The following is a 22,840-nucleotide window of genomic DNA, read 5'->3' as shown; positions in this document are numbered from 1 at the left end:
ACAAGGCAAATTTACATGTTTTTTTTTAATTATTGGTTAATTCCTTCCAAGTCTAATAAAAATGTATAGTCCTCGGCTAGCTCTTTTAGGCTCTCAAATCGCCCTGAAGCACCACCGTGCCCTGTATCCATATTTGTATTTAAAAATAATTTGGTCGTATTACGTTTATGGGTTCTTAATTTAGCAACCCATTTGGCCGGTTCCCAATACTGCACCTGAGAATCATGGTACCCCGTAGTGATCAACATATGCGGATAGTCCTGTTCTTTCACATTATCATAGGGCGAATAATTTTTCATATAATCATAATACTCTTTTTTATTAGGGTTTCCCCACTCATCATACTCGCCAGTTGTTAATGGTATACTATCATCGAGCATTGTGGTTAATACATCTACAAAGGGTACCGCTGCAATAATACCGTGATACAATTTTGGAGCCATATTGGCCACGCCACCCATTAACATACCTCCTGCCGATCCGCCGTAAGCATACAGGTGTTTTTCCGAAGTGTATCTATTGGCGATTAAGTGTTTTGAAACCGAAATAAAATCGGTAAAGGTGTTCATTTTATGAAGCAGCTTACCATTTTCGTACCAATTACGCCCCATATACTCCCCGCCTCTAACATGGGCGATAGCATATACAAAACCACGATCTAATAAGCTTAAACGATTACTAGAAAAATAAGGGTCGGTGGTATGTCCATAACTTCCGTAAGCATATTGCAGCAGTGGTGTGCTGCCATCGCGTTTTAGACCTTTTTTATAAACTAGGGATATCGGAATTTTTGTCTCTTCATCGGCAATGGCCCAAATACGTTCTTCTATATAATTATCTTTATTAAAACTTTTATCCAACACAGCTTGTTCTTTCATTAAAGTAGTTGTCTTTGCTTGCATGTTAAAATCAAAAACAGCAGCTGGTGAGGTCAAACTAGAATAACTATATCGAAGTACAGGGGTGTCAAAGTCAGGATTTGCTCCAGTATTTGCAGTGTATGTTTCTCCTTTTAAAGGCACATAAAAATCTTCCTGCTCGTCCCATCGCATCACTCTCAATTTGTTTAAGCCTTGAAAACGCTCGGTCACCACTAAGTAATCTTTAAAAATATCTACATCTTCAAGCAAAACTTCTTCACGATGAGCAATAACTTCTTCCCAATAATCGTAACCTGTTTGTGTAATAGGTGTACGCATTAATTTAAAATTGTACGCCTGATCTTTATTGGTTAACAAATAAAAATGATCTTCAAAATGAGCCAAACCATATTCTACACCCCGTTTTCTTGGTGCGAATAGTTCAAAAGAATCATTAGGGGTATCGGCATTTAAAATACGGTACTCATCGCTTAAAGTGCTGCTACTCCCAATAACCAGATAGGCTTGTGATTTTGTTTTGTAGATATAAGTGTTAAAGGTCTCATCGTCTTCTTGATAAACCAAAGCATCGTTATTTGACGATTTACCTAATTCATGCTTGAAAATCTGATTTGATCGTAATGTTTTCTCATCTTTTCGGGTATAGTAAAGGGTTTTGTTGTCGTTGGCCCAAATTGAACCTCCTGTGGTAGATTCTATCTGACTGGGGTACACTTCTCCTGTAACTAAATCTTTAACGTATAGGGTGTATTTACGTCGGCTTACAGTGTCTACTCCATAAGCCACCAAGTTGTTATTCGGACTCACATTTATGCCTGTCAAATGAAAATAACTATTCCCTTTTGCCATTTCATTGCAATTAAAAAGTACCTCTTCATCTGCATCTAACTCGCCTAGCTTACGACAATATATTGGGTAATCACCTCCCTTCTCAAAGCGTACATAATACCAATATCCATTTTTTTTATACGGCACAGAAGCATCATCCTCTTTAATACGCGATTTCATTTCCTGAAATAATTTTTCTTGAAACGATGAAGTATGCTCTGTTTGCGTTTTATAGTACTCGTTTTCGGCTTCAAGATAAGCTAACACATCTGGATGATCTCGTTCATTCATCCAAAAATAATTATCAACACGTTCGTGCCCGTGAATACTTAAAGTTTTAGGTATTTGTTTCGCTCGTGGCGGATTTATTTTCGTTGAGATCATATGCTATTTTTTAAACGCCGCAAATTTAAACTATCCCACGTATTTTATTAAATTCTTAATCATATTATTAGGTTAAATTTATTAATTTGCACCACATAAAAAAAGTTAAGTTATGTTTGGAGATATGATGAATAAACTGCAAGAAACGCAGAAAAAAGTTGAAGAGACCAAGGAGCGTCTTAAAAATGTTAGTTTACAAGAGTCTACTACAGATGATTTATTAAAGATAACCATCTCTGCAGCTAGAGAAATTAAACATATCGAAATTGCTGATGAATTACTTGAAGACAAGGAGCAATTAGAAGATTATCTTATTCTTACGCTTAACAAGGCAATTCAAAAAGCAAACGATATGCACGAGGCCGAGATTGCTGCAGTAGCCAAAGAAGGTATGCCTAATATCCCAGGAATGGATATGTTCAAATAATTAACTAGAAAACAAAAAAAGAGGCGCTAAGCGCCTCTTCTTTTGTTTTAAACCCTTGTATTCAAACTTTCGATTTCTTGCAGAACAAACTCGTGCATCTCCTGTGTATAATCTAGGTGCGTTACTAGACGGAGTTTACCCTGGCCCATGGAACTAAGACCAATTTCTTTTTCTCTCATAGCTTGCAAAAAAGTTTGTTCAGGCATTGAGTTTTTTAGGTAAAAAATAACAATATTGGTTTCTACCGGTTCAACTTTAGCTACATAGCTAGCTTTTAACAGCAAAGCACCCAACTCTTTTGCTCGCCTATGGTCTTCTGCAAGTCGAGCTACGTGATGATCTAAAGCATAAGTTCCTGCAGCCGCCATATAACCTACCTGGCGCATACCTCCGCCTAAAACTTTACGTACTCGAATAGCATTTTTCATCCATTTTACATCGCCAACCAAAACCGAACCCATAGGCGCACCTAATCCTTTTGACAAACAAATTGATATGGTGTTGAACAATTTACCATACTCGGTTGGCTGTTGACCAGTGGCTACCAAGGCATTGAACAAGCGAGCACCATCTAAGTGTAAACCTAATTGATGTTGATCGCAAACTTTTCTAATTTTTTTTATTTCCTCTAGATCATAACAAGCACCTCCCCCTTTATTGGTAGTATTTTCAAGACAGACTAAAGAGCTAAGAGGGCTATGATAAAAATCGGGCGGATTTATGCTTTCTTCTACTTGCTTGGCAGTAATCATGCCGCGATCGCCATCTATTAATTTGCAGGAAACTCCACTATTGAAAGCAACCCCACCTCCTTCATAATTAAAAACGTGAGCCCATTTATCACAAATAAGCTGTTCTCCTGGATGAGTATGTAACTTAATTGCTGCTTGATTGGCCATAGTGCCAGTAGGAAAAAATAGAGCACAATCTTTATCAAAAAGTGCTGCCACTTTTTTTTCTAGCTCATTTACGCTGTAATCTTCTTTATATACATCATCTCCCACCCGAGCATTGAGCATGTGTTCTAACATATTCGGCGTTGGTCGAGTAACTGTATCGCTTTTCAAATCTATTCGCATCGCTATTTTTAGCTAAAAATAAGAATTGTGATGAAAACATTTTTAAAAAGCTTGGTAAATCTTAAATTTGAAAAAAAAATAAATCCGTAAAGTTATGCAAATTACCCAAGACAACATAAAAGAACTCAATACACGTGTAACTGCCTTAAACCAATATCTTTGACTTAGACGCCAAAAGAATTGAAATAAGCAACCAAGAAGAAAAAACCTTTGCACCAGATTTTTGGGATAAGCCTCAAGAAGCACAAAAAGTGGTTCGGGCTTTAAATCAAGAAAAAAAATGGGTACAAGATTTCGAAGAAATAAAAGAATTAACCGAAGAGTTAGAAATTTTATTTGAGTTTTATAAAGAAGGTGAAGCAAATCAAGATGAGTTGATTAAAAAATACGAATTGTGTCTTGATAAAATTGAAACCCTTGAGTTTAAAAATATGCTTTCTGATGAAGGCGACGATCTCACCGCTGTATTACAAATAACAGCAGGCGCGGGCGGAACAGAGAGTTGCGACTGGGCATCAATGCTCATGCGGATGTATATTATGTGGGCAGAAAAGCACGGGTACAAAGTTAAAGAACTCAACCATCAAGATGGCGATGTAGCCGGAATTAAAACAGTTACGCTAGAAATTGAAGGCGACTTCGCCTTTGGTTGGCTCAAAGGTGAGAATGGTGTACATCGTTTAGTTCGTATTTCTCCTTTTGATAGTAATGCGAAAAGACATACTTCTTTTGCATCGGTTTACGTTTACCCGTTGGTCGATGATTCTATTGAAATCACCATTAATCCCGCCGATATCGAAATTACGACAGCACGCTCTAGTGGCGCAGGTGGACAAAATGTAAATAAGGTAGAAACCAAGGTACAGCTAGTTCATCACCCTACCGGTATACAGATAAGTTGCTCAGAAACACGATCGCAACACGATAACCGCGAAAGAGCAATGCAAATGCTAAAATCACAATTGTATGAACTTGAATTACAAAAACAATTAGAGCAAAGAGAAGATATTGAGGCCAGCAAGAAAAAAATTGAATGGGGTTCGCAGATTCGTAATTATGTGATGCATCCTTACAAACTGGTGAAAGACGTGCGAACGGGAGAGGAAACAGGAAATGTTGATGCGGTGATGAACGGTAACCTTGATGCATTTTTAAAAGCATATCTTATGCTTATGGGGCAAAAAGAGGAATTGTAATAGAGCAGAATTCTTATTATATTTCCCCATACCAGTCTTAATAATTTATAAACAAAAAAAAATGATTAAAATTTACCATAACCCTAGATGCAGTAAATCTCGAGAAGGCTTGGCCATTTTACAAGAGTCTGGTCAAGATTTTCAAATTGTAAAATACCTAAATCAACCCCTTCGCGAGGAAGAAATTAAAGATCTTTTGCAAGCTCTAGATTGTGATCCTATCGACCTAGTAAGAACAAACGAAAAAATCTGGAAAGAAGAATTTAAAGGTAAAGAATTAAGTAGAGATCAAATCATCAAAGCAATGCATGAAAACCCGAAACTAATTCAACGCCCAATTATTATGCGAAAAGATAAAGCGATAATTGCCCGACCACCAGAAAAAATAAAAGAATTTTTATGATTATTTTAGTAGATTCTATAGACAAAACTTTTTAACTTTAAGCGTTAAATATTTAAAATGTTTATGATGAAAAAGTATGCATTTTTTCTATTTTTCGGTTTATTAAGTCTTGGCTTACAAGCCCAGCATCAACTTTTATTAATGGAGGCTACTCCCAAGATAGAAAAAAAGGCTGATTTTGAATCTAAAAAAATTGCTAAGCTCTTAGCTTTAGGTCCTGATGAACGCCTATTGGTCCGCAATGCTTTAATGGTACACGAAGTACAGAAGCAAAAAATTGAAAAAACTACTTGGAGTGCTGCACGAAAAAAGGCAATGTATGATAAGATTGACGCAACCCTAACAGGCGAATTGGCCAATATTCTCACTCCAAATCAATTTAAAATTTTCATGCGCTATCAAGAAGATCAACGCCAAAAACTTCGTCAACAACAAAAAGTCGAAAATGCCGATAAGATAAGAACCCAAGGACAAACGAATAAATTTTGACCAAAGGAATTAACGGAGTTTTAACGAGCCAAATGCCTGTATTTTATTAAATTACGATAAAATTTAAATTATGAAAAGTATTATTAGTTTATTACTAATTGGATTTTTGACAATAAATATTCAAGCGCAGGAAGTATTGGCAAGTGAAGTAACTCCACAAATTGAGCAACAAGTTGAAAACGAAGTGAAAATTTTGAAAAACAAATTGGCACTAACCGGGAAACAAGAAAGTCTCATTAGGCTAAAACTTAAAAATTTTGGAGTTAAAGAACAAGAAATCATTAAGAGTTCACTTCAGCCAGAAGAAAAGAAAAAAGCCGTAATGGCTTTAAAACAAAATGAAGTACTTGAAATGCGTAACATTCTCACCGATGCCCAATACAATCAATATGTTTCAATGATGTTAGAAAAAAAATAAATTGTAAATTACTTAAATTGTTCATTCGCAAAATCATAAAGCCACTTCTAGTGGCTTTATGATTTTTTTATGAAAGTGCAATTAAACCTTTAGATGCTTAAAAGGTCTTACACACATAAACAAAACAATAAACAGCTAATTGTAACTTCATGAAACTTCAAAAAAAATTACTAACCTTATTTGCTATAGTAGCTTGTAGTTTAGGTTATGCACAAAAAAATTATCAGATTTCAGGAAAGGTAGTCGATAAGGACGCCGGGATACCTCTAGAATATGCCACTATTACTCTTAAAGATATAAAAGGGAGCCTCCCCCCTCAAGGTGGTGTAACCGATTATGATGGTAATTTTAAGTTTGAGGTTAAAGAAGGAACTTATGACATAGTGGTTGAGTATATTTCTTTTGAACCCAAAAAATATAGCAACCGTACCATTGATAAAGATACAAAAATGGGTACGATAAGTTTAGGCCTTAAATCAGATTCACTCGATGAGGTAGTCGTTCGCGCCGAGACTACTCAGGTAGATATTAGGTTAGATAAAAAAATATACAATATCGGTAAAGATTTAACGACGCAAGGCGCCACCGTTAGTGATGCCTTAAATAACGTTCCTTCTGTATCTGTAGATGTTGAAGGGGGTATAAGCTTACGCGGAAATGAAAACGTTCGTATACTTATTAATGGTAAACCATCGGCTATGGCAGGATTTGGAAATACCGATGTTTTTCAACAACTACCTGCAGATGCTATTGAGCGTGTTGAGGTAATTACCAGCCCCTCTGCCCGCTACGATGCCGAAGGAAGTGCAGGTATTCTAAATATTATTTTGAAGAAAGAAAAAACCCTAGGTTTTAATGGATCCATCACAGCAAACGTAGGTTATCCAACAAATAGTAACTTATCGGCCAACGTAAACCTAAGAACCGATAAGTTTAATGTATTTAACACTACAGGGGTTTACTATAGAGAATCACCAGGGAACGCCAACTTTAATAACCGATATTTTGGGGATGATGTAAGCGTAGATAATACAATAGAAGATAGAGAGTATGACCGTAGAAGAAAAGGAATCAATACCAATATTGGTATGGAATATTTTCTTACCGAAAGTTCATCTATCACTGGTAGCGCTTTTATGCGTTGGGGCGACGACAAAGACATTAGCACCAATAAAACTTCACGATTTTTCGAAAACAATTTAGTAAATAGAACCGAAAGAGAAGAAATTGAAAAGGAAGAAGATGCTAGTTACCAATTCTCATTAAATTACCAGAATAAATTTGATGATAAGGGCCACAAATTAACCGCCGATTTTCAATATTCGTTCGACAATGAAGATAAGCCTACAAGTATTGTAGAAAATATCTTAGAACCCAATGAAGATATTCTAGACCAAGAGAGAATCTTTGAGAACGAAAAACAAAATCAATTCTTAGCTCAAGTAGACTATGTTCTTCCTATGGGGGAAGCACAATTTGAAGCGGGTTACCGAGGAACTTTTGAAAACACCGATACCGATTATAATTTAGAGCGTTTTAATTTTGACACCAATCAATTCGAAATTGATGAAGGATTAACCAACTTATTCAAATATACCGAGAATGTAAACGCTATTTACACTCAATACGGAAATAAATTTGGTAACTTTTCATTCTTGCTAGGCTTGCGTTTGGAGCATACCTTATTAAAAGGAGAAGTTTTTTCTGAATTTGGCGACGAACAAGCCTTAGAAGAAGCGTTAGGAATAAACGTAGATACCAATTTTGAAAAAGATTATCTAGAGTTGTTCCCTACAATTAATCTTATTTATGAATTAGGTGAAAATGAAAACATATCTCTAGGTTATAACCGTAGGATTAACAGACCTCGCGGTTGGTTTATCAACCCCTTCCCTTCTCGTTCTAGTAGAACCAATATCTTTCAAGGTAATCCAGATTTAGATCCAGCTTTTTCAGATGCTTTTGATTTAGGTTACCTTAAGCAATGGGATAAACTTACGTTAACTTCCTCTGTATATTACCAACGCGAAACTGGAGCATTCAACAGAATTCAAGAAGAAACGGGCGAAACTACTCAAGACGGGGTAAAAATTATTCGAACGCTACCTATTAACCTTTCAACCGAACAGCGTTTTGGTGGAGAATTAGGTGTAATATACAATCCAGAAAGATGGTTGCGAATAAACGGAAGTTTTAATCTATTTGCATCTGATACAAAAGGAGATTTTAATGGTGTAAATTATGATGCCAAAAATACCAGCTGGTTTGCGCGTTTTAGCTCTAAAGTTACCTTACCTGCAAATATAGAATGGCAAACTACAGGGTTTTATTTTGGTCCCAGAGAAACAGCAATTATCGACACCGATGGTATCTTTAGTCTAAATTTAGCCTTTAGTAAAGAAATCATTAAAGACAAAGCTACTCTTTCTTTAAATGTTAGTGATTTACTCAATAGTCGTAAAAGAAGGTCTTTAACCAACACCCAAGAAAATAGTTTAGATACAAATTATTTCACGTCTGATTCGGAATTTCAATGGAGAGAAAGACAAATTACCTTAGGTTTAATTTACAGATTCAATCAGCCTAAAAACGGTCGCAGAAACGGTCAACGTAACTCAGGTGGAATGGATATGGACGAGGAAGGTGGATTTTAAGCTACCAATTTTCTGAAAAACACAAAAACCCCTTAGCAAAACTAAGGGGTTTATTATTTGAATTAGTTACTTATCACCTACCATAAAAAAAGCTTGTCTCTTAAAAAGACAAGCTTATTGATATAAAATAAAGATTTTTAGAGCGATTTACTCCTCAATCATTTCTCTGTTTTTTCTTGCTTCTTTTTTCTCTTTAAAACGCTCTAGAAGAGAACCTCCTATCCAATAAGGCACTACAAAAGTTAATAAAAATAGCATTAACCAAAAACCGATTAAACCAATAACCGCAAACGCTAAAAAACCTAACCACTGGTCGAATTCGAACATCATAATTTCTAAATTTCAAGAATTTTTTCAAAGATACATATAATTACAAATTATTTCCAACAAAAAGTTAAAAAATAAATAGACCTGCAAACTTTGGCGTCATTCTATATCTAGTAGATTTGATTAACCACAAAATAAGTTTAATTGGCTTGATCAAAACAGGTTCAACTATTAAAATTAAAGCACTCTACAATTCTTTGTCTCTAGGTCAAGTTTAAAGGCTTTATTTAAAAAACAAGAGCAAATCAAGTCTGAATTGATTAAATTTGTGCTGCAAAATTCAAAATACTTCAAAATGAAATACAGAATCGAAAAAGACACGATGGGCGAAGTGCAAGTACCCGCAGATAAACTTTGGGGAGCACAAACAGAGCGCTCAAGAAATAATTTTAAAATTGGCGCACCTGCATCAATGCCTTTAGAAATTATATATGGTTTTGCCTATCTTAAAAAAGCCGCTGCATACACCAACGCAGAAGCTGGTGTTTTATCTAAGGAAAAAAGAGATTTAATAGCTCAAGTATGTGATGAAATTTTAGCAGGAAAACATGATAATCAATTCCCTTTAGTTATTTGGCAAACTGGATCGGGAACGCAAAGCAATATGAACGTAAATGAGGTAATTGCTAATAGAGCACATCAGTTGGCCGGTAAAACTATTGGTGAAGGCGAAAAAACACTACAACCTAATGATGATGTTAACAAATCTCAATCTTCAAATGATACCTTCCCGACAGGGATGCATATTGCCGCTTATAAAAAAATTATAGAGGTAACCCTACCTGGTATTAAACAACTACGCGACACCTTAAATGCAAAAGCAGAAGAGTTTAAAAAAGTAGTAAAGATTGGTAGAACGCATTTTATGGATGCTACCCCCCTAACACTAGGGCAAGAATTTAGCGGCTACGTATCTCAACTGGACCATGGTTTAAAAGCATTGAATAACAGTCTGCCACATTTAGGTGAATTAGCTTTAGGTGGTACTGCGGTTGGTACCGGATTAAATACGCCTAAAAACTATGCTGAAAAGGTAGCTCAATACATCGCCGATTTTACCGAATTACCGTTTACTTCGGCTGAAAATAAATTTGAGGCCTTAGCAGCTCATGATGCATTCGTAGAAACACACGGTGCATTAAGACAATTGGCCGTTTCATTAAACAAAATTGGCAACGATATTAGAATGTTAGCTTCGGGACCTCGAAGTGGAATTGGCGAGATCAATATTCCAGCAAATGAGCCAGGTTCTTCAATCATGCCAGGCAAAGTAAATCCTACCCAATGTGAGGCGTTAACAATGGTATGCTCTCAAGTAATTGGTAATGATGTGGCTATGAGTGTTGGCGGTATGCAGGGTCAATTTGAACTAAATGTTTTTAAACCTGTTATGGCGGCTAACTTGTTACAAAGCGCTCAATTATTGGGAGATGCTTGTGTTTCTTTTGAAGAACATTGCGCTAGTGGCATCACGCCAAACCAAGCAAGAATAGATGAGCTATTACAAAATAGCTTAATGCTGGTAACAGCACTTAATACAAAAATTGGTTACTATAAAGCTGCAGAAATTGCAAATACAGCCCACAAAAATGGCACAACACTTAAAGAAGAAGCCATTAACTTAGGATATACCACAGCCGAAGAGTTTGACGCTTGGGTAAAACCTGAAGATATGGTAGGAGAAATATAGGCCATAATAAACAAAACTTTTTTTACTTTTTAAGAAAGTATTTATTAGTTAAACTGATAAAAAAACCGCTGAAGATTTCAGCGGTTTTTTTTATTAAAGTTAAGTATTTGAGACATATTTAAGTCCAACAATGGAAAGCACTAGCGTACTAATAAAAAAGATGCGCCAAAAATCTATAGGCTCTTTAAAATATAAAGTTCCCACAAGAGCGGTTCCGATAGCCCCTATGCCTGTCCAAACCGCATAGCCAGTACCTATTGGTAACTCTTGTGTTGCTTTTATTAATAATAGCATGCTTAAACACAAGCAAATGACAAAACTGCCATACCAATATACGGCTTCATTGCCAGTACTTTGTTGAGCCTTGCCTAAAGAAGAAGCAAAACCAACCTCAAACAAACCACCTAGAATTAAATAGACCCAACTCACCTTTTGATATTATTTTATATAGAACTTCTTATATTTTCGGTAAGCAAAATGACCCAAAATGAGCCAAGCCACGAAAGCACCAATTATAAATTGATAACTAATGATTTGATCTCCCGAAGCATAGGAATGTAATCCTGTAAGATAAAAATTAACACCAAAATAAGTCATTAAAATAGAACCAAACGCGAGTATAGCTACCCAGTTAAATATAAATCTACCACGCAAACCAGGAACCAAGCGCATATGTATTACAAAGGCGTAAACCATTATGCTTATCAAAGCCCAAGTCTCTTTAGGGTCCCAACCCCAATATCTACCCCAGCTTTCATTGGCCCATTGACCTCCTAAAAAGTTACCAATGGTCAATAACACTAGGCCTACGGTAAGTGCTAACTCATTAATAATTGTTATCTCTTCTATATTTATGCCTAATTTCTTGCGGTTGTTATCGTTGGTAAAAATCATAAGCAAGAGTGCTACCAAACCTAAAATCATTCCCAAGGTAAATGGACCGTAACTGGCTACAATTACTGCCACGTGAATCATCAACCAATAAGAATCTAAAACAGGTTGTAAATTAGCTATACTTGGATCTAACCAATTTGAATGGGCAACGACTAAAATAATTGCAGTAACAAATGTCGTTGACGCGGTAGTTAAATCGCTCTTTCGCCCCCAAGCTAAGCCAAAAAACATTGTTGCCCAAGCTACATAAATTATACTCTCATAAGCATCAGACCACGGAGCATGCCCCGAAACGTACCAACGAGCTATTAAGCCAGCGGTATGAAGCATAAACAATAAAACAATTACAACTTTTGATACCGTTATGAGTATTGGTAAAGCTTTATGCTTTTTGAAAATTGCAATAACCACAAATAGGAACATTGCCATACCAGCTATCATATACATCCAGAATAAATTTCTGAATACATCATATTTATTATAAAGTACCTCTGCTTTAATTTTATTTTCGGAGGGTAATACTTCTGATCCGTATTTTTTCTGAAACCCTACTAAACTCTCTAAAACTTCATTAGCTTTGGTGTAATCTTTGGTTTTCTTAGCCACCTGAATGGTTTGCATATAAAGAGGCAATATATTGGTAACATATAAGCTATCTACCCCAGTAAACATGCCTTCACCTTTAATAGCCTCTGGGTAAGAAACCCATTTATTATTTTCTGCATTGGGTATCGGGAAAATACGTAATATCCTACCTTCTAATGCACTATATAATAAGTTTACTTTTTCATCGGCAGCGATGTAATCTTTTTGAAATTGGTTTTTAACGCTAGCGCGATAGGCTTCTTCTAAAAAAGGAGCTAATTTATAGTTACCTCTTGCATCAAAAAATTGTGCTAAACGTACATGAGAGGCACCTTCTTCAATTCCTATTACGTGATGCAAGCTATCATTTTTGGCTTTTATAGCTATTAGAGGAACATTATACCATAAAGCCGGGTTCTCGGTCATGGAGAAAAACACTTGATCTGGATTTAGACCCTCATAATTGTTACTTTTACTGAGTTTCCTAAGCAGTTCTGAAGAAAAAGTGTTTACAGGTTTCATCCTACCGCCCGCATCTTGAATTACTAAATGTCCGAATTTATCGGCGTGCTCTTTAGAAACTTGTGTAGCTTTTAAAATAGAGTCAATTCGCTTTTTAGGCATCATAGCTTCTAACATATCCATATGGCTATGTTCTTCGTTTGGCGGTGTAGCCTCAGCGGCTGCTTGTGCTATACTATCTAATTTTGCCTTGTTGTGCGTATGATTTTCTTGTGCCCATGAGGTAAAACCAAATAGCAAAGCGATTATCGTAATTTTAGCCTTTTTGGCTTTTAACTTCTCTAATCTTTTAGTTAACTCTCCAAAACGAGATCCTGGTTCAAACAATAAAATCATCAAGGCTAAATAAAGCAGGAAGTAACCGATATAGGTAATCCAAGTCCCCCACCAGTCATGGTTCACTGATAAGATGGTACCTTTTTCATCTGGATTAAATGAAGCTTGGAAAAAGCGATAGCCTTCATAGTCGAGCACATGGTTCATATAAATATCATAATCAAATCTTTCGTCCTCACCTATCACTTCTACCTTACTCTTAAAAGAAGCATAACTAGGAGTTGGATTATCCTCAGTACCCGGATGTTTTTCAGCAATAAAATCATTCAGCTTAAGCGAAAAGGGCAACTGGTATTCTTTACTTCCGTAACGCAAATAAACCTCTAAATCACCAATTTCCAACTTTTTATAATCGTTTAGGTAACCCTTACCCCCTAATAACTTAATCTCTTTGGTTTCACCTTGGGTACTTACATTTAAAAATACTCCATCTTGCTGATTATCCACTCTTTTTTCTGAGGCTTTAACATCATATTTCCCTTTTACCATGGGATCTGGAAACACAAACTGCATTCCCGCCATCTGGTATAATGAACGCATCATAAGTGGCTGTACAGAATCTACTACAACTTTTCCTTGCTTCTGGTCGGCCATACGCATATAAGTCCCCTCAAAAGGAGTTGAGATGCTTTGTTCTTGATCATTAATAGTGATGTTAATGGCTCCGTCGGTAGGCTTATTCAACGTAAAAAGTACATTATGAATTGAGGTAATTTCGCCCTCTTCTAAATAATGATCGTGTCGATCGCCACCTCCAGCTTCAACAATTTTTAGGTAATTCTTACCATTTTCATCCTCAATTAGCCCTTCTTCGGCACCATGGATAAAATCTGTCACCGCAAACTCAATATGCTGGCCTTTAAAATCTGTACTCAATGTTTGCTTATTATCTATCTTAGGAGCTAAAGTCAAAGGTAAATTAACAGTCCGTCTAAGATGCTCTCCATCTACCTCACCATCTACTAAAACAGAAAGATAGGTTTTTTCAGATAACATTATATTACTTGTCTCGCCTTCACGAATGGGCATCACACCTTCATAACCAATATACCTTGTTACCCCGGCTCCTATTATTATCAAAATAAAAGAGAGGTGTAGCAGTAGCGTATTTAACTTTTCTTTTCGTAGCAAGCGATAACGCTTAATATTACCGATAAAATTCAAGGCAAAAATCAGCATCATAACTTCAAACCACCAAGCATTGTAAATCCAAGCTCGAGCTGTAGCAGTAGAATATGAATTTTCAACAAAAGTACCTACAGCCATGGCTACAGAAAATGCGATAAAGAGGAAGGCCATTGTACGTGTAGAAAAAAGAATTTTGGCCAGTTTATTTTGCATAGCAGTCATTTTTTTATAAACACTGCAAATTTACCACCTTTAAAGTTATTTTTACTGCTTTTTTGATAACTTATTGCAGGCATTATTTTAATTTTTTAATGAAAGAAACTTTTAATATTTTAGCCCCATGCTTGAAATTTGCATCATAGGTACGGGAAGGGTTGGAAGTCAACTTATTAGGGTTTTATCGCACACAAATGGCGTAAAAATCACGCAGATTTACAACCGAACAAAAATAAAATTAAAGGCTTTTGAATCTATTGCTCCTACCACTTCTGAAATAAGCGATTTAAAAAGTGCTAATTTAGCCTTGATAGCGGTGAAAGACGATGCCATTGCTCCACTTATTTCTAGTATTGCCTCTATTTTTCCTATCATAGCACATACATCGGGTAGCTTAGGGTTGCAAAAGCACGCACAAAATAATGCTGTATTCTATCCGCTGCAAAGTTTTAGTCAAAAAGAAATCGACTTTAATCAAGTACCACTATGTTTAGAAGCTGATAACCGTCAAACTTTAGATACCATTGAAAATCTGGCAAAAAAAATAAGCACACAGGTTTATAACGTAACTACAGAGCAACGTAAATATTTGCATCTAGCGGCTGTTTTTGCCAATAATTTCACGAATCAAATGTATGCTATGGCTCAAAAAATTTGCCAGGCAAATAATTTAGATTTTGAAATATTGCATCCGTTAATTCAAGAAACAGCGACAAAGATTAAAACTACGCCTGCTATAGAAGCACAAACCGGGCCTGCCCTTAGACAAGATACTCAAACCATGCAAAGGCACTTAAAACTTTTAAGCACACCAGAAGAAAAAGAAATTTATAGGCTGCTATCACGGGCCATTCAAAACACGCATAAATTATGAACTACAAAGAAATTTTAAATCAAATTCAAGCCTTTATTTTAGACGTAGATGGCGTACTTACCAATGGTACTGTACATATTGCTCACGACGGTGAATTGCTAAGAAGCATGAATATAAAAGACGGTTATGCATTAAAAAGAGCAATAGATGCCGGTTATGAGGTTTGTATAATTTCTGGCGGAAAAAATGAGGCAGTTAAGAAAAGGCTAAATGGTTTGGGCATAAAACAAGTTTATCTAGGAATTGAGAATAAAGTAGAGGTGCTAGAACAATTAGCAAAAGAATATAAACTGAACTTAAATCAAATGGCTTATATGGGCGATGACATACCCGATGTATCTCCTATGCAACGCGTAGGATTACCAACTTGCCCACAAGATGCAGTACCCGAGGTAAAATCTATTGCAAAATATATTTCTCATAAAAATGGCGGCCAAGGGTGCGTACGCGACTTAATTGAACAGGTAATGAAGGTACAAAACAAATGGATTAAAATTGACTAACATGCCAATTAAAGCTTTTTTCAACCTCATTCGTTGGCCCAATTTATTGCTAATTGCCTCGTGTTTAATTATCATTAAGTTCAGCTTATTTTCTATAGAAGCATACCCTGTAGCTATTACGCTAAATTGGTTCGGATATAGCCTATTAATCGCTTCTTGCATATTTATTGCTGCGGCCGGTAATATAATTAATGATATACAAGATGTTGTTGCCGATAAAGTAAATAAACCTAAACGCGTAATCGTGGGGCGTTTAATTTCTGAGAAAACCGCATTCAATTGGTTTCTGTTTTTTAATGTTCTCGGGATCCTGTTAGGTTTTTATTTAGCTAATCTTATTGGCAAACCCATATTCATCATGCTTTTTATTGGTAGTTCAGGCTTGCTTTACTTATATGCCACTACGTTAAAATCTTATGTACTCATTGGTAATATCCTAATAAGCGCCCTAGTAGCGCTGGTCTTTCTTTTACCGGCTATTTTTGATTTAATGCCGGCTATAACCCCTCAAAACCAAAGTTTGCAAAAATTCTTTTTCTCTATATTAACAGATTACGCAGTCTTTGCGTTTGTTGTTAATTTAATCAGAGAAATCGTAAAAGACCAAGAAGACATAGCAGGTGACCATAAAATGAAATTTAAAACTTTACCCATAGTATTGGGCAAACAAAGAACCAATATTATATTGTTAATTTTGGGATGTCTCGCTGTAATTGGTTTGGTATATTACGTGCTTACTTATTTTTATAAAAATACCCTTTTTTTAACCTACAGTCTTATTGGCTTAGTCTTGCCGCTTTTACTTTTTGTAGTTAAAGCTCCTTCTGCCAACTCAAAAAAAGATTTTAGACAACTAAGTTTACTGCTCAAAATAACTATGAGCTTGGGTGTTTTATCTCTATTACTTTACGGATTTATACACAACAGCTAATGGCTAATTTAAGTTTACAACAAAAACTAAAAGATAGGCAAATAATATTGGCCTCGGGATCACCACGCAGACAAGCGCTTTTAACTGAATTAGGTCTACCCTACCGGATTGAATTAAAACCCGTAGAAGAGATATTTCCAGATCATCTTACACCAAAAGAGACCGCAGAATACTTGGCAAAATTAAAAGCAAATGCTTTTGACCATTTAAAAGATTCAGAGATCCTAATTACTGGTGATACTGTAGTAGCAATCGATCAGATTATTTTAGGTAAACCCAAAGATAAAGAAGAGGCTATCAAAATGTTAGAATTACTTTCGGGTCGTAAACATCAAGTTATTTCTTCTGTTTTTCTTAAATCAAACCAAAAATCTTGCTGTTTTTCTGCCACTACACACGTAAATTTTAAATCGCTTACGTCTGCCGAGATTGAATTTTACGTGAATACTTTTAAACCTTTTGATAAAGCGGGAGCATACGGTATTCAAGAATGGATAGGACAAATAGGTATTACAGGTATAGAAGGCTCTTATTATACTGTTTTAGGTTTACCTGTACATTTACTTTATAAAAACTTGTTGCAATTTTAATTGTTAGCGAAGTATTAAATTTATTTTGTAGTTGAACAGAATGCAATACCTTTGGTTGAATAATAAACGGCATGCTCAACTATATTAACATCTACCAAAGAGAGCTTTTTATAACCCTTGGTATTCTTATCTTTTTAGGAATATTAAAGTACTTATTCAACAAGGCTACGCTTAAAATTTATCAAAAAGAGGCGATTCATCAGGCTCGTTTTAGACTTATTATTCGCTATATCAATGTATTTATTGTTTTTTTAGCCGTCTTCTTATTGATGGTTGCTTGGGGCGTTAAGATTCAAGAGATTTCGTTGTTGTTCTCGTCTATTTTTGCGGTTATTGGTATTGCGCTTTTTGCCATTTGGTCTATTTTAAGCAATATCACATCGGGTATAATTATGTTTTTCTCGTTTCCTTACCGCATTGGCGATCGCATCAAAATTCACGATAAAGATTTTATTGCTGAGCCTGCAATTATTGAAGATATAAAAGCGTTTCATCTTTACCTCAGACTCGAGAACGGAGAATTAATTACGTATCCAAATAACTTGATTTTACAAAAACCGGTTTCGCTCATCCAAAAAGATGCGTTACTTGATAAAAACAATTCTGATTTTGAGGATTAAACAGCTACACCTAAAGTTTTTTTGTAAAACTGAAACATAGCATCCATATCGGGTCTTCCCTTCATTCGGCCTAAACGACCACCAAAATATAAAACCACCCAAAAGAATACGATGAGTATCATTAAAAAAACCTGCCAAAAATAAGAATTACCTAGATTGTACTGGGTGTAAGCCCATACTAATAAACCCAAAAACGCGGTAGCCAGTATGAGATGAGCAAACATAAAAAGTGTCCAAACCGAAGGATTGGGACCAAAAAAACCATGAATTGAGGTTTTTTCTTCGTCTTTATTAAGTTCTAAATGCAATTGCGGTGACCAAAAATGCTGTTCGTTTTTAGGTAATTTAATAAAAACGTGTTCATCAAAATACACAATCTTATAACGAGATTGTTTAGTTTTTTGCTCCACAAATCGTTTAACCACCTCCTCCAGGGGTAATTTTATCGTCTCTTTAAATCGAGGACGTAAAACAATTTGGTTGTTTAACTCCATAGGCTTCTGTAATAAAAGCTAAAAAATAGTATATTCGAGCAAAAAAAACGCTATGAAACAAAGTAACCTTTGTTTAGTGGTCTTTCTACTATTACTAAGTAAAAGCTTTGCGCAATACCAATCTGCTTTAAATTCTTCCGAAATATATCAAAAAATACAACAACTTAACGTGTTGGGCAGTGTTTTATATATTGCAGCACATCCCGATGATGAAAACACCGCTTTAATAAGTTATTTTGCCAATCATAAAAAAATGCAAACCGCTTACCTCTCACTCACACGAGGTGACGGTGGGCAAAACTTGATTGGCCCTGAACTTCGTGAAAAATTAGGCTTAATTCGTACTCAAGAATTAATTGCTGCGCGTGCCATAGATGGCGGACAACAATTTTTCTCAAGGGCAAATGATTTTGGTTATTCAAAAACACCAGAAGAAACTTTCTCTTTTTGGAACAAACCCGAAATTTTACACGATGTGGTATTAGCCATTAGAAGGTTTAAACCCGATATTATTATCAATCGTTTTGACCACCGAACATCAGGCACCACCCACGGTCACCACACGGCCTCGGCAATTTTGAGTTTAGAAGCCGTAAAAAAAGCTGCAGACCCACACTATAAATTAAAATCCAGTTTTAATTTTCCTACGTGGCAGGTAAAACGCGTATTTTTTAATACCTCTTGGTGGTTTTATGGAAGCCAAGAAAAATTTGATGCAGCCGATAAATCGAATATGATTAAACTGGATAAAGGTTTATATTCACCCATCACAGGGAAATCGAATACAGAAATTGCTTCGCAAAGCCGAAGTCAACACAAGTCTCAAGGATTTGGAAATACACCTATTCGAGGTCAGCAACCCGAATACCTCGAACTGGTTTATGGTAAGCCCTTACAATCAAATGATATTTTCGAAGGTATAAATACGCATTGGTCAGGTTTAGAAAATGGGAAATCGGTTCAAAAACAACTCAATAAAATCATTCGAAATTATGATTTCACCGCCCCCGAAAATAGTATTGAAGCCTTAATAGACCTGAGAAAAAAAATTAAAACGGTAAAAAACAAACATTGGAAAAACATAAAGTTAAAAGCTTTAGATAATATCGTTGCCGCTTGCGCAGGACTGTATTTAGAGAATGTAAGCCAGGAAGCATTTGCTACACCACAAGATAAACTTAATCTACGACTAGAGGTCACACAGCGAAGCGGTTCTCCGCTTATACTGGAAAAATTTTGGATTAAAGGTTTAGAGGTAAATCAAACCTTAAATCATCAACTAAGTATCAACCAGCCCTTTCATACTACGGTAAAAGCAAAGATACCGGCAAATACGGCCTATAGTAACCCTTATTGGTTAAATGAAAAGCCATCACTTGGGTTGTATAAAGTTCCGAATGATTCTTTAATCGGTTTACCCGAATCAAATGCCGCTTTTGAAGTGACTTATCAATTTAAAATTAAACAGGAGACAATTCAATACAAGGTTCCTGTACTTTATAAATACAATGATCCAATTGCAGGCGAAGTTTTTGAACCATTTTATGTTGTGCCACCTATTAGTATAGGCTTACCTACTAAACAGCTTATTTTTACTGAAAATACACCTAAAGACATACAAGTAGAATTAAGGGCTTTTCGCAAAGATATAACAGGCGAACTTATTTTTGATTTACCCGAAAACTGGAAATATACCAGCGAAAATAAAAATCTTCATTTTAAAGAAAAGGGTGAAATCAAAACCGTGAAACTACGCGTATTTCCGCCAAAGAATTCCGCGCAAGCGCAATTAAAGATATCATTTAAGCAGCAAAATAAATTTTATCCCTACACGGTTTCGTTTATCGATTATCCGCATATTCCTAAACAAGTCTTGTTAGAACCAGCCGAATTGAAGCTTACTCGATTAGATTTAAAAACAAAAGCTGAAAAAATAGCCTATATTGTTGGTGCAGGCGATGCCGTGCCCGAAGCTTTAAAAGTAATGAATTATAAGGTTGATCTGTTGCATTTAGATCAGCTTACAAGCGCGCAAAAACTTGAGCAATATGACGCTATTCTACTGGGAATTAGAGCATTTAATGTTTTACCCGAATTAAAATTTAAAAATAGTTGGTTATTTGATTATGTAAAAAACGGTGGTAACTTAATTGTGCAATACAACACTAGCCGCGGATTAGTGACCGAGGAAATAGCACCTTATCCGCTCCAATTAAGTAGAGATCGAGTAACCGATGAAAATGCCAAAGTAACTTTTATCGATAAAAACCATCCGGTTTTAAATACCCCCAATGTCTTAGAAAAAAGTGATTTTGACAACTGGGTACAAGAACGCGGATTATACTTCCCCAATACTTGGTCTGATCGTTTTACGCCAATTCTTAGTATGGGAGACCCCAACGAGTCGCAAACACAGGGTGCTTTATTGGTAGCACCTTATGGTAAGGGCTATTATATTTATACCGGTTTGAGTTTATTTAGAGAATTGCCTGCTGGCGTGCCAGGTGCCTACAGATTATTAGCTAATTTAATTGCCTTAGAAAATGAAGAGAACTAAACCTAAATATGTTTGGAAACAAAAATATAGTCTATTGCTGCTTGCCAATTTGCTATACGTAATTTTATTTTATGTTTTTATGAAATCTTTTAGTTAGTATGCATCCATTAGATATAACCGTACTGGTAGGTACCTTAGCTTTTATCGTACTTTTTGGTTATTTTAAAACCAGAGGCAGTAAAAATGTAAATGATTACCTAAAGGGAGGAAATCAAGCACGCTGGTGGACGGTGGGCCTTTCGGTGATGGCAACACAAGCCAGTGCCATTACTTTTTTGTCTACTCCTGGTCAAGCTTTTCACAGTGGTATGGGTTTTGTGCAGTTCTATTTGGGTTTACCCCTTGCCATGGTAATTATAAGTATGGTTTTTGTTCCACTTTACCATCGTTTAAAGGTGTATACCGCGTATGAATTTTTAGAAAGTAGATTCGATTTAAAAACACGTAGCCTTACAGCAGGCCTATTTTTAATTCAGCGTAGTCTGGCTGCAGGTATCACCATTTATGCTCCATCTATTGTATTGTCTGCTGTAATGGGTTGGGATTTATATACCCTTAACATCATCATTGGTATTTTGGTAATTCTATATACAGTTTCTGGAGGAACCAAAGCGGTTTCGGTAACCCAAAAACAACAAATGGGAGTGATTTTTATTGGTATGTTCACCGCTTTCTTTTTACTGATAGATTACTTACCTAATACTGTTGGATTTTCACAAGCCCTTGATATTGCTGGAGCTGCTGGAAAATTTGAGGTGCTCGACTTTTCTTTTGACCTTGAAAACCGGTACACCTTATGGTCTGGCCTTATTGGTGGAACCTTCTTGGCGCTTTCCTATTTTGGGACAGATCAAAGCCAAGTACAACGCTACCTAACGGCTAATTCTGTAAAACAGAGTCAAATGGGACTTATTTTTAATGGGTTTTTAAAAGTACCTATGCAGTTTTTCATTTTGTTGGTAGGTGTTTTTGTTTTTGTATTCTACCAGTTCAACCCTACCCCTCTAAACTTTAATCCAGCTGCCGAAGAAGCGGTATTGCAATCAAGTCAAGCTCCACAATATAATCAGTTGAAAGCAGAGCTAAAAGCTATAGAACAAGAAAAAGCCCAAGTAGCCCTTTCCCTTTCCCAAGATGAAAAGCATTTTGGCCAGAATAAATTGGTTTTTAATGAATTGCTTAGCGAGGAAAAAGACATACGCCAACGTGCTAATGCTTTAATAAAAGCTAGTGACGAAAAATTACAAACCAACGACAAAGATTATGTTTTCATACATTTTATTCTTCATAACCTCCCCAAAGGCTTAATTGGTCTACTACTGGCCGTTATTTTATCGGCTGCCATGTCTTCTACGGCATCTGAGCTAAATGCTTTGGCCTCTACCACGGTAATCGACTTATACAAACGCAACATAAAAACAGAAAAAAGCGATAAGCATTACCTACTAGCCTCGAAATTATTTACTTTATTTTGGGGGATTTTCGCTATAAGTGTAGCTTGCACAGCCGATTTGTTTGATAACTTAATTCAATTGGTTAATATTATCGGATCTATTTTTTATGGAAACGTATTGGGAATATTCCTATTGGCTTTCTTCGTGAAGTATGTGCAAAGTAAAGCAACCTTCATTGCTGCCATAATTACGCAGATAATAGTGTTATTCGGCTGGTACTTCGATTGGATGCCCTACTTATGGCTCAACCTATTTGGAGCGGCCCTAGTAGTAGGATTGGCTATTCTTTTACAAACCACTATAAAACAAAAAACAAACTAAGTTGTACAACTTAGTTTGTTTTTATTATTTCTTAAAAAT

At 35.9% G+C, this 22,840-nt stretch carries 20 protein-coding genes; 14 read left to right on the top strand and 6 right to left on the bottom strand.

Annotated features, from left to right (window positions below; all coding sequences use genetic code 11):
- Nucleotides 1-29: 29 nt before the first annotated feature.
- Nucleotides 30-2,093: a S9 family peptidase gene (locus FT993_RS10000; protein ID WP_147862410.1), complete on the bottom strand. Its 2,064-nt coding sequence runs from the start codon at nt 2,091-2,093 to the stop codon at nt 30-32.
- A gap of 112 nt (nt 2,094-2,205) precedes the next feature.
- On the opposite strand from FT993_RS10000, the gene FT993_RS09995 reads away from it, so the two are divergent.
- Entirely contained in the window at nt 2,206-2,520 is a 315-nt protein-coding gene (locus FT993_RS09995; RefSeq protein ID WP_147862409.1) for a YbaB/EbfC family nucleoid-associated protein, read from the top strand.
- A 47-nt stretch (nt 2,521-2,567) separates the two neighbouring features.
- Here FT993_RS09995 and FT993_RS09990 read toward each other — a convergent pair whose 3' ends face one another.
- Complete coding sequence (locus FT993_RS09990) at nt 2,568-3,599, bottom strand: low specificity L-threonine aldolase (protein WP_147862408.1); 1,032 nt, start codon at nt 3,597-3,599, stop codon at nt 2,568-2,570.
- Nucleotides 3,600-3,693: 94 nt separating this feature from the next.
- Between FT993_RS09990 and prfB the strand changes: the two genes are divergently transcribed.
- From prfB to FT993_RS09965, 5 genes are all read left to right on the top strand, one after another.
- Nucleotides 3,694-4,795, top strand: a protein-coding gene (prfB, locus tag FT993_RS09985; RefSeq protein WP_147862407.1) for a peptide chain release factor 2 whose coding sequence is annotated in 2 segments (ribosomal slippage) — nt 3,694-3,759 and nt 3,761-4,795 — 1,101 coding nt in all. Because the reading frame shifts where the segments join, the coding sequence is not laid out codon by codon here.
- A gap of 61 nt (nt 4,796-4,856) precedes the next feature.
- Nucleotides 4,857-5,198 carry an arsenate reductase (glutaredoxin) gene (gene arsC / locus FT993_RS09980; protein WP_147862406.1) on the top strand — a complete coding sequence of 114 codons (342 nt, stop codon included), beginning with the start codon at nt 4,857-4,859 and terminating at the stop codon, nt 5,196-5,198.
- A gap of 63 nt (nt 5,199-5,261) precedes the next feature.
- Nucleotides 5,262-5,687 carry a hypothetical protein gene (locus FT993_RS09975; protein ID WP_147862405.1) on the top strand — a complete coding sequence of 142 codons (426 nt, stop codon included), beginning with the start codon at nt 5,262-5,264 and terminating at the stop codon, nt 5,685-5,687.
- A gap of 70 nt (nt 5,688-5,757) precedes the next feature.
- The gene (locus FT993_RS09970; protein ID WP_147862404.1) at nt 5,758-6,105 is read left to right on the top strand and encodes a hypothetical protein; all 348 of its coding nucleotides are present in this window, start codon (nt 5,758-5,760) and stop codon (nt 6,103-6,105) included.
- A 149-nt stretch (nt 6,106-6,254) separates the two neighbouring features.
- A complete protein-coding gene (locus FT993_RS09965) occupies nt 6,255-8,759 on the top strand; it encodes an outer membrane beta-barrel family protein (RefSeq protein ID WP_147862403.1) in 2,505 nt (834 codons plus the stop codon).
- A gap of 147 nt (nt 8,760-8,906) precedes the next feature.
- On the opposite strand, the gene FT993_RS09960 is transcribed toward FT993_RS09965, so the two are convergent.
- The gene (locus tag FT993_RS09960; protein ID WP_147862718.1) at nt 8,907-9,086 is read right to left on the bottom strand and encodes a hypothetical protein; all 180 of its coding nucleotides are present in this window, start codon (nt 9,084-9,086) and stop codon (nt 8,907-8,909) included.
- Nucleotides 9,087-9,381: 295 nt separating this feature from the next.
- Here FT993_RS09960 and fumC point away from each other — a divergent pair, with 295 nt between their 5' ends.
- Nucleotides 9,382-10,776, top strand: a complete 1,395-nt coding sequence (gene fumC / locus FT993_RS09955; RefSeq protein ID WP_147862402.1) for a class II fumarate hydratase — start codon at nt 9,382-9,384, stop codon at nt 10,774-10,776.
- 99 nt (nt 10,777-10,875) lie between these two features.
- Here the strand turns inward: fumC and FT993_RS09950 are convergent, their stop codons facing one another.
- Both FT993_RS09950 and ccsA read right to left on the bottom strand, forming a co-directional pair.
- Complete coding sequence (locus tag FT993_RS09950; protein ID WP_147862401.1) at nt 10,876-11,205, bottom strand: multidrug efflux SMR transporter; 330 nt, start codon at nt 11,203-11,205, stop codon at nt 10,876-10,878.
- A 9-nt stretch (nt 11,206-11,214) separates the two neighbouring features.
- Nucleotides 11,215-14,454 carry a cytochrome c biogenesis protein CcsA gene (ccsA, locus tag FT993_RS09945; RefSeq protein ID WP_255504467.1) on the bottom strand — a complete coding sequence of 1,080 codons (3,240 nt, stop codon included), beginning with the start codon at nt 14,452-14,454 and terminating at the stop codon, nt 11,215-11,217.
- Between the two features lie 127 nt (nt 14,455-14,581).
- Here ccsA and FT993_RS09940 point away from each other — a divergent pair, with 127 nt between their 5' ends.
- The 5 genes from FT993_RS09940 (at nt 14,582) to FT993_RS09920 (ending at nt 17,975) form a co-directional block, all read left to right on the top strand.
- Complete coding sequence (locus tag FT993_RS09940) at nt 14,582-15,331, top strand: Rossmann-like and DUF2520 domain-containing protein (protein ID WP_147862400.1); 750 nt, start codon at nt 14,582-14,584, stop codon at nt 15,329-15,331.
- Nucleotides 15,328-15,834: an HAD family hydrolase gene (locus FT993_RS09935; RefSeq protein ID WP_187240802.1), complete on the top strand. Its 507-nt coding sequence runs from the start codon at nt 15,328-15,330 to the stop codon at nt 15,832-15,834. The genes FT993_RS09940 and FT993_RS09935 overlap by 4 nt, the downstream gene beginning before the upstream one ends.
- Nucleotide 15,835: 1 nt before the next feature.
- A complete protein-coding gene (locus FT993_RS09930) occupies nt 15,836-16,765 on the top strand; it encodes a geranylgeranylglycerol-phosphate geranylgeranyltransferase (protein ID WP_147862398.1) in 930 nt (309 codons plus the stop codon).
- Nucleotides 16,765-17,355, top strand: a complete 591-nt coding sequence (locus FT993_RS09925; RefSeq protein WP_147862397.1) for a Maf family nucleotide pyrophosphatase — start codon at nt 16,765-16,767, stop codon at nt 17,353-17,355. The genes FT993_RS09930 and FT993_RS09925 overlap by 1 nt, the downstream gene beginning before the upstream one ends.
- Nucleotides 17,356-17,426: 71 nt before the next feature.
- A complete protein-coding gene (locus tag FT993_RS09920; protein ID WP_147862396.1) occupies nt 17,427-17,975 on the top strand; it encodes a mechanosensitive ion channel domain-containing protein in 549 nt (182 codons plus the stop codon).
- Here the strand turns inward: FT993_RS09920 and FT993_RS09915 are convergent.
- Nucleotides 17,972-18,469 carry a GTP-binding protein gene (locus FT993_RS09915; protein ID WP_147862395.1) on the bottom strand — a complete coding sequence of 166 codons (498 nt, stop codon included), beginning with the start codon at nt 18,467-18,469 and terminating at the stop codon, nt 17,972-17,974. The genes FT993_RS09920 and FT993_RS09915 overlap by 4 nt on opposite strands.
- Before the next feature lie 52 nt (nt 18,470-18,521).
- Between FT993_RS09915 and FT993_RS09910 the strand changes: the two genes are divergently transcribed.
- The gene (locus FT993_RS09910) at nt 18,522-21,026 is read left to right on the top strand and encodes a PIG-L family deacetylase (RefSeq protein WP_147862394.1); all 2,505 of its coding nucleotides are present in this window, start codon (nt 18,522-18,524) and stop codon (nt 21,024-21,026) included.
- 98 nt (nt 21,027-21,124) lie between these two features.
- A complete protein-coding gene (locus tag FT993_RS09905; protein WP_147862393.1) occupies nt 21,125-22,801 on the top strand; it encodes a sodium:solute symporter in 1,677 nt (558 codons plus the stop codon).
- Nucleotides 22,802-22,840: the final 39 nt, after the last annotated feature.

It is taken from the genome of Mesonia sp. HuA40, assembly GCF_008017835.1.
Lineage (GTDB): Bacteria > Bacteroidota > Bacteroidia > Flavobacteriales > Flavobacteriaceae > Mesonia.
Note: the sequence above shows the minus strand (reverse complement) of the source record. Positions and strands in the feature narration are given on the sequence as shown.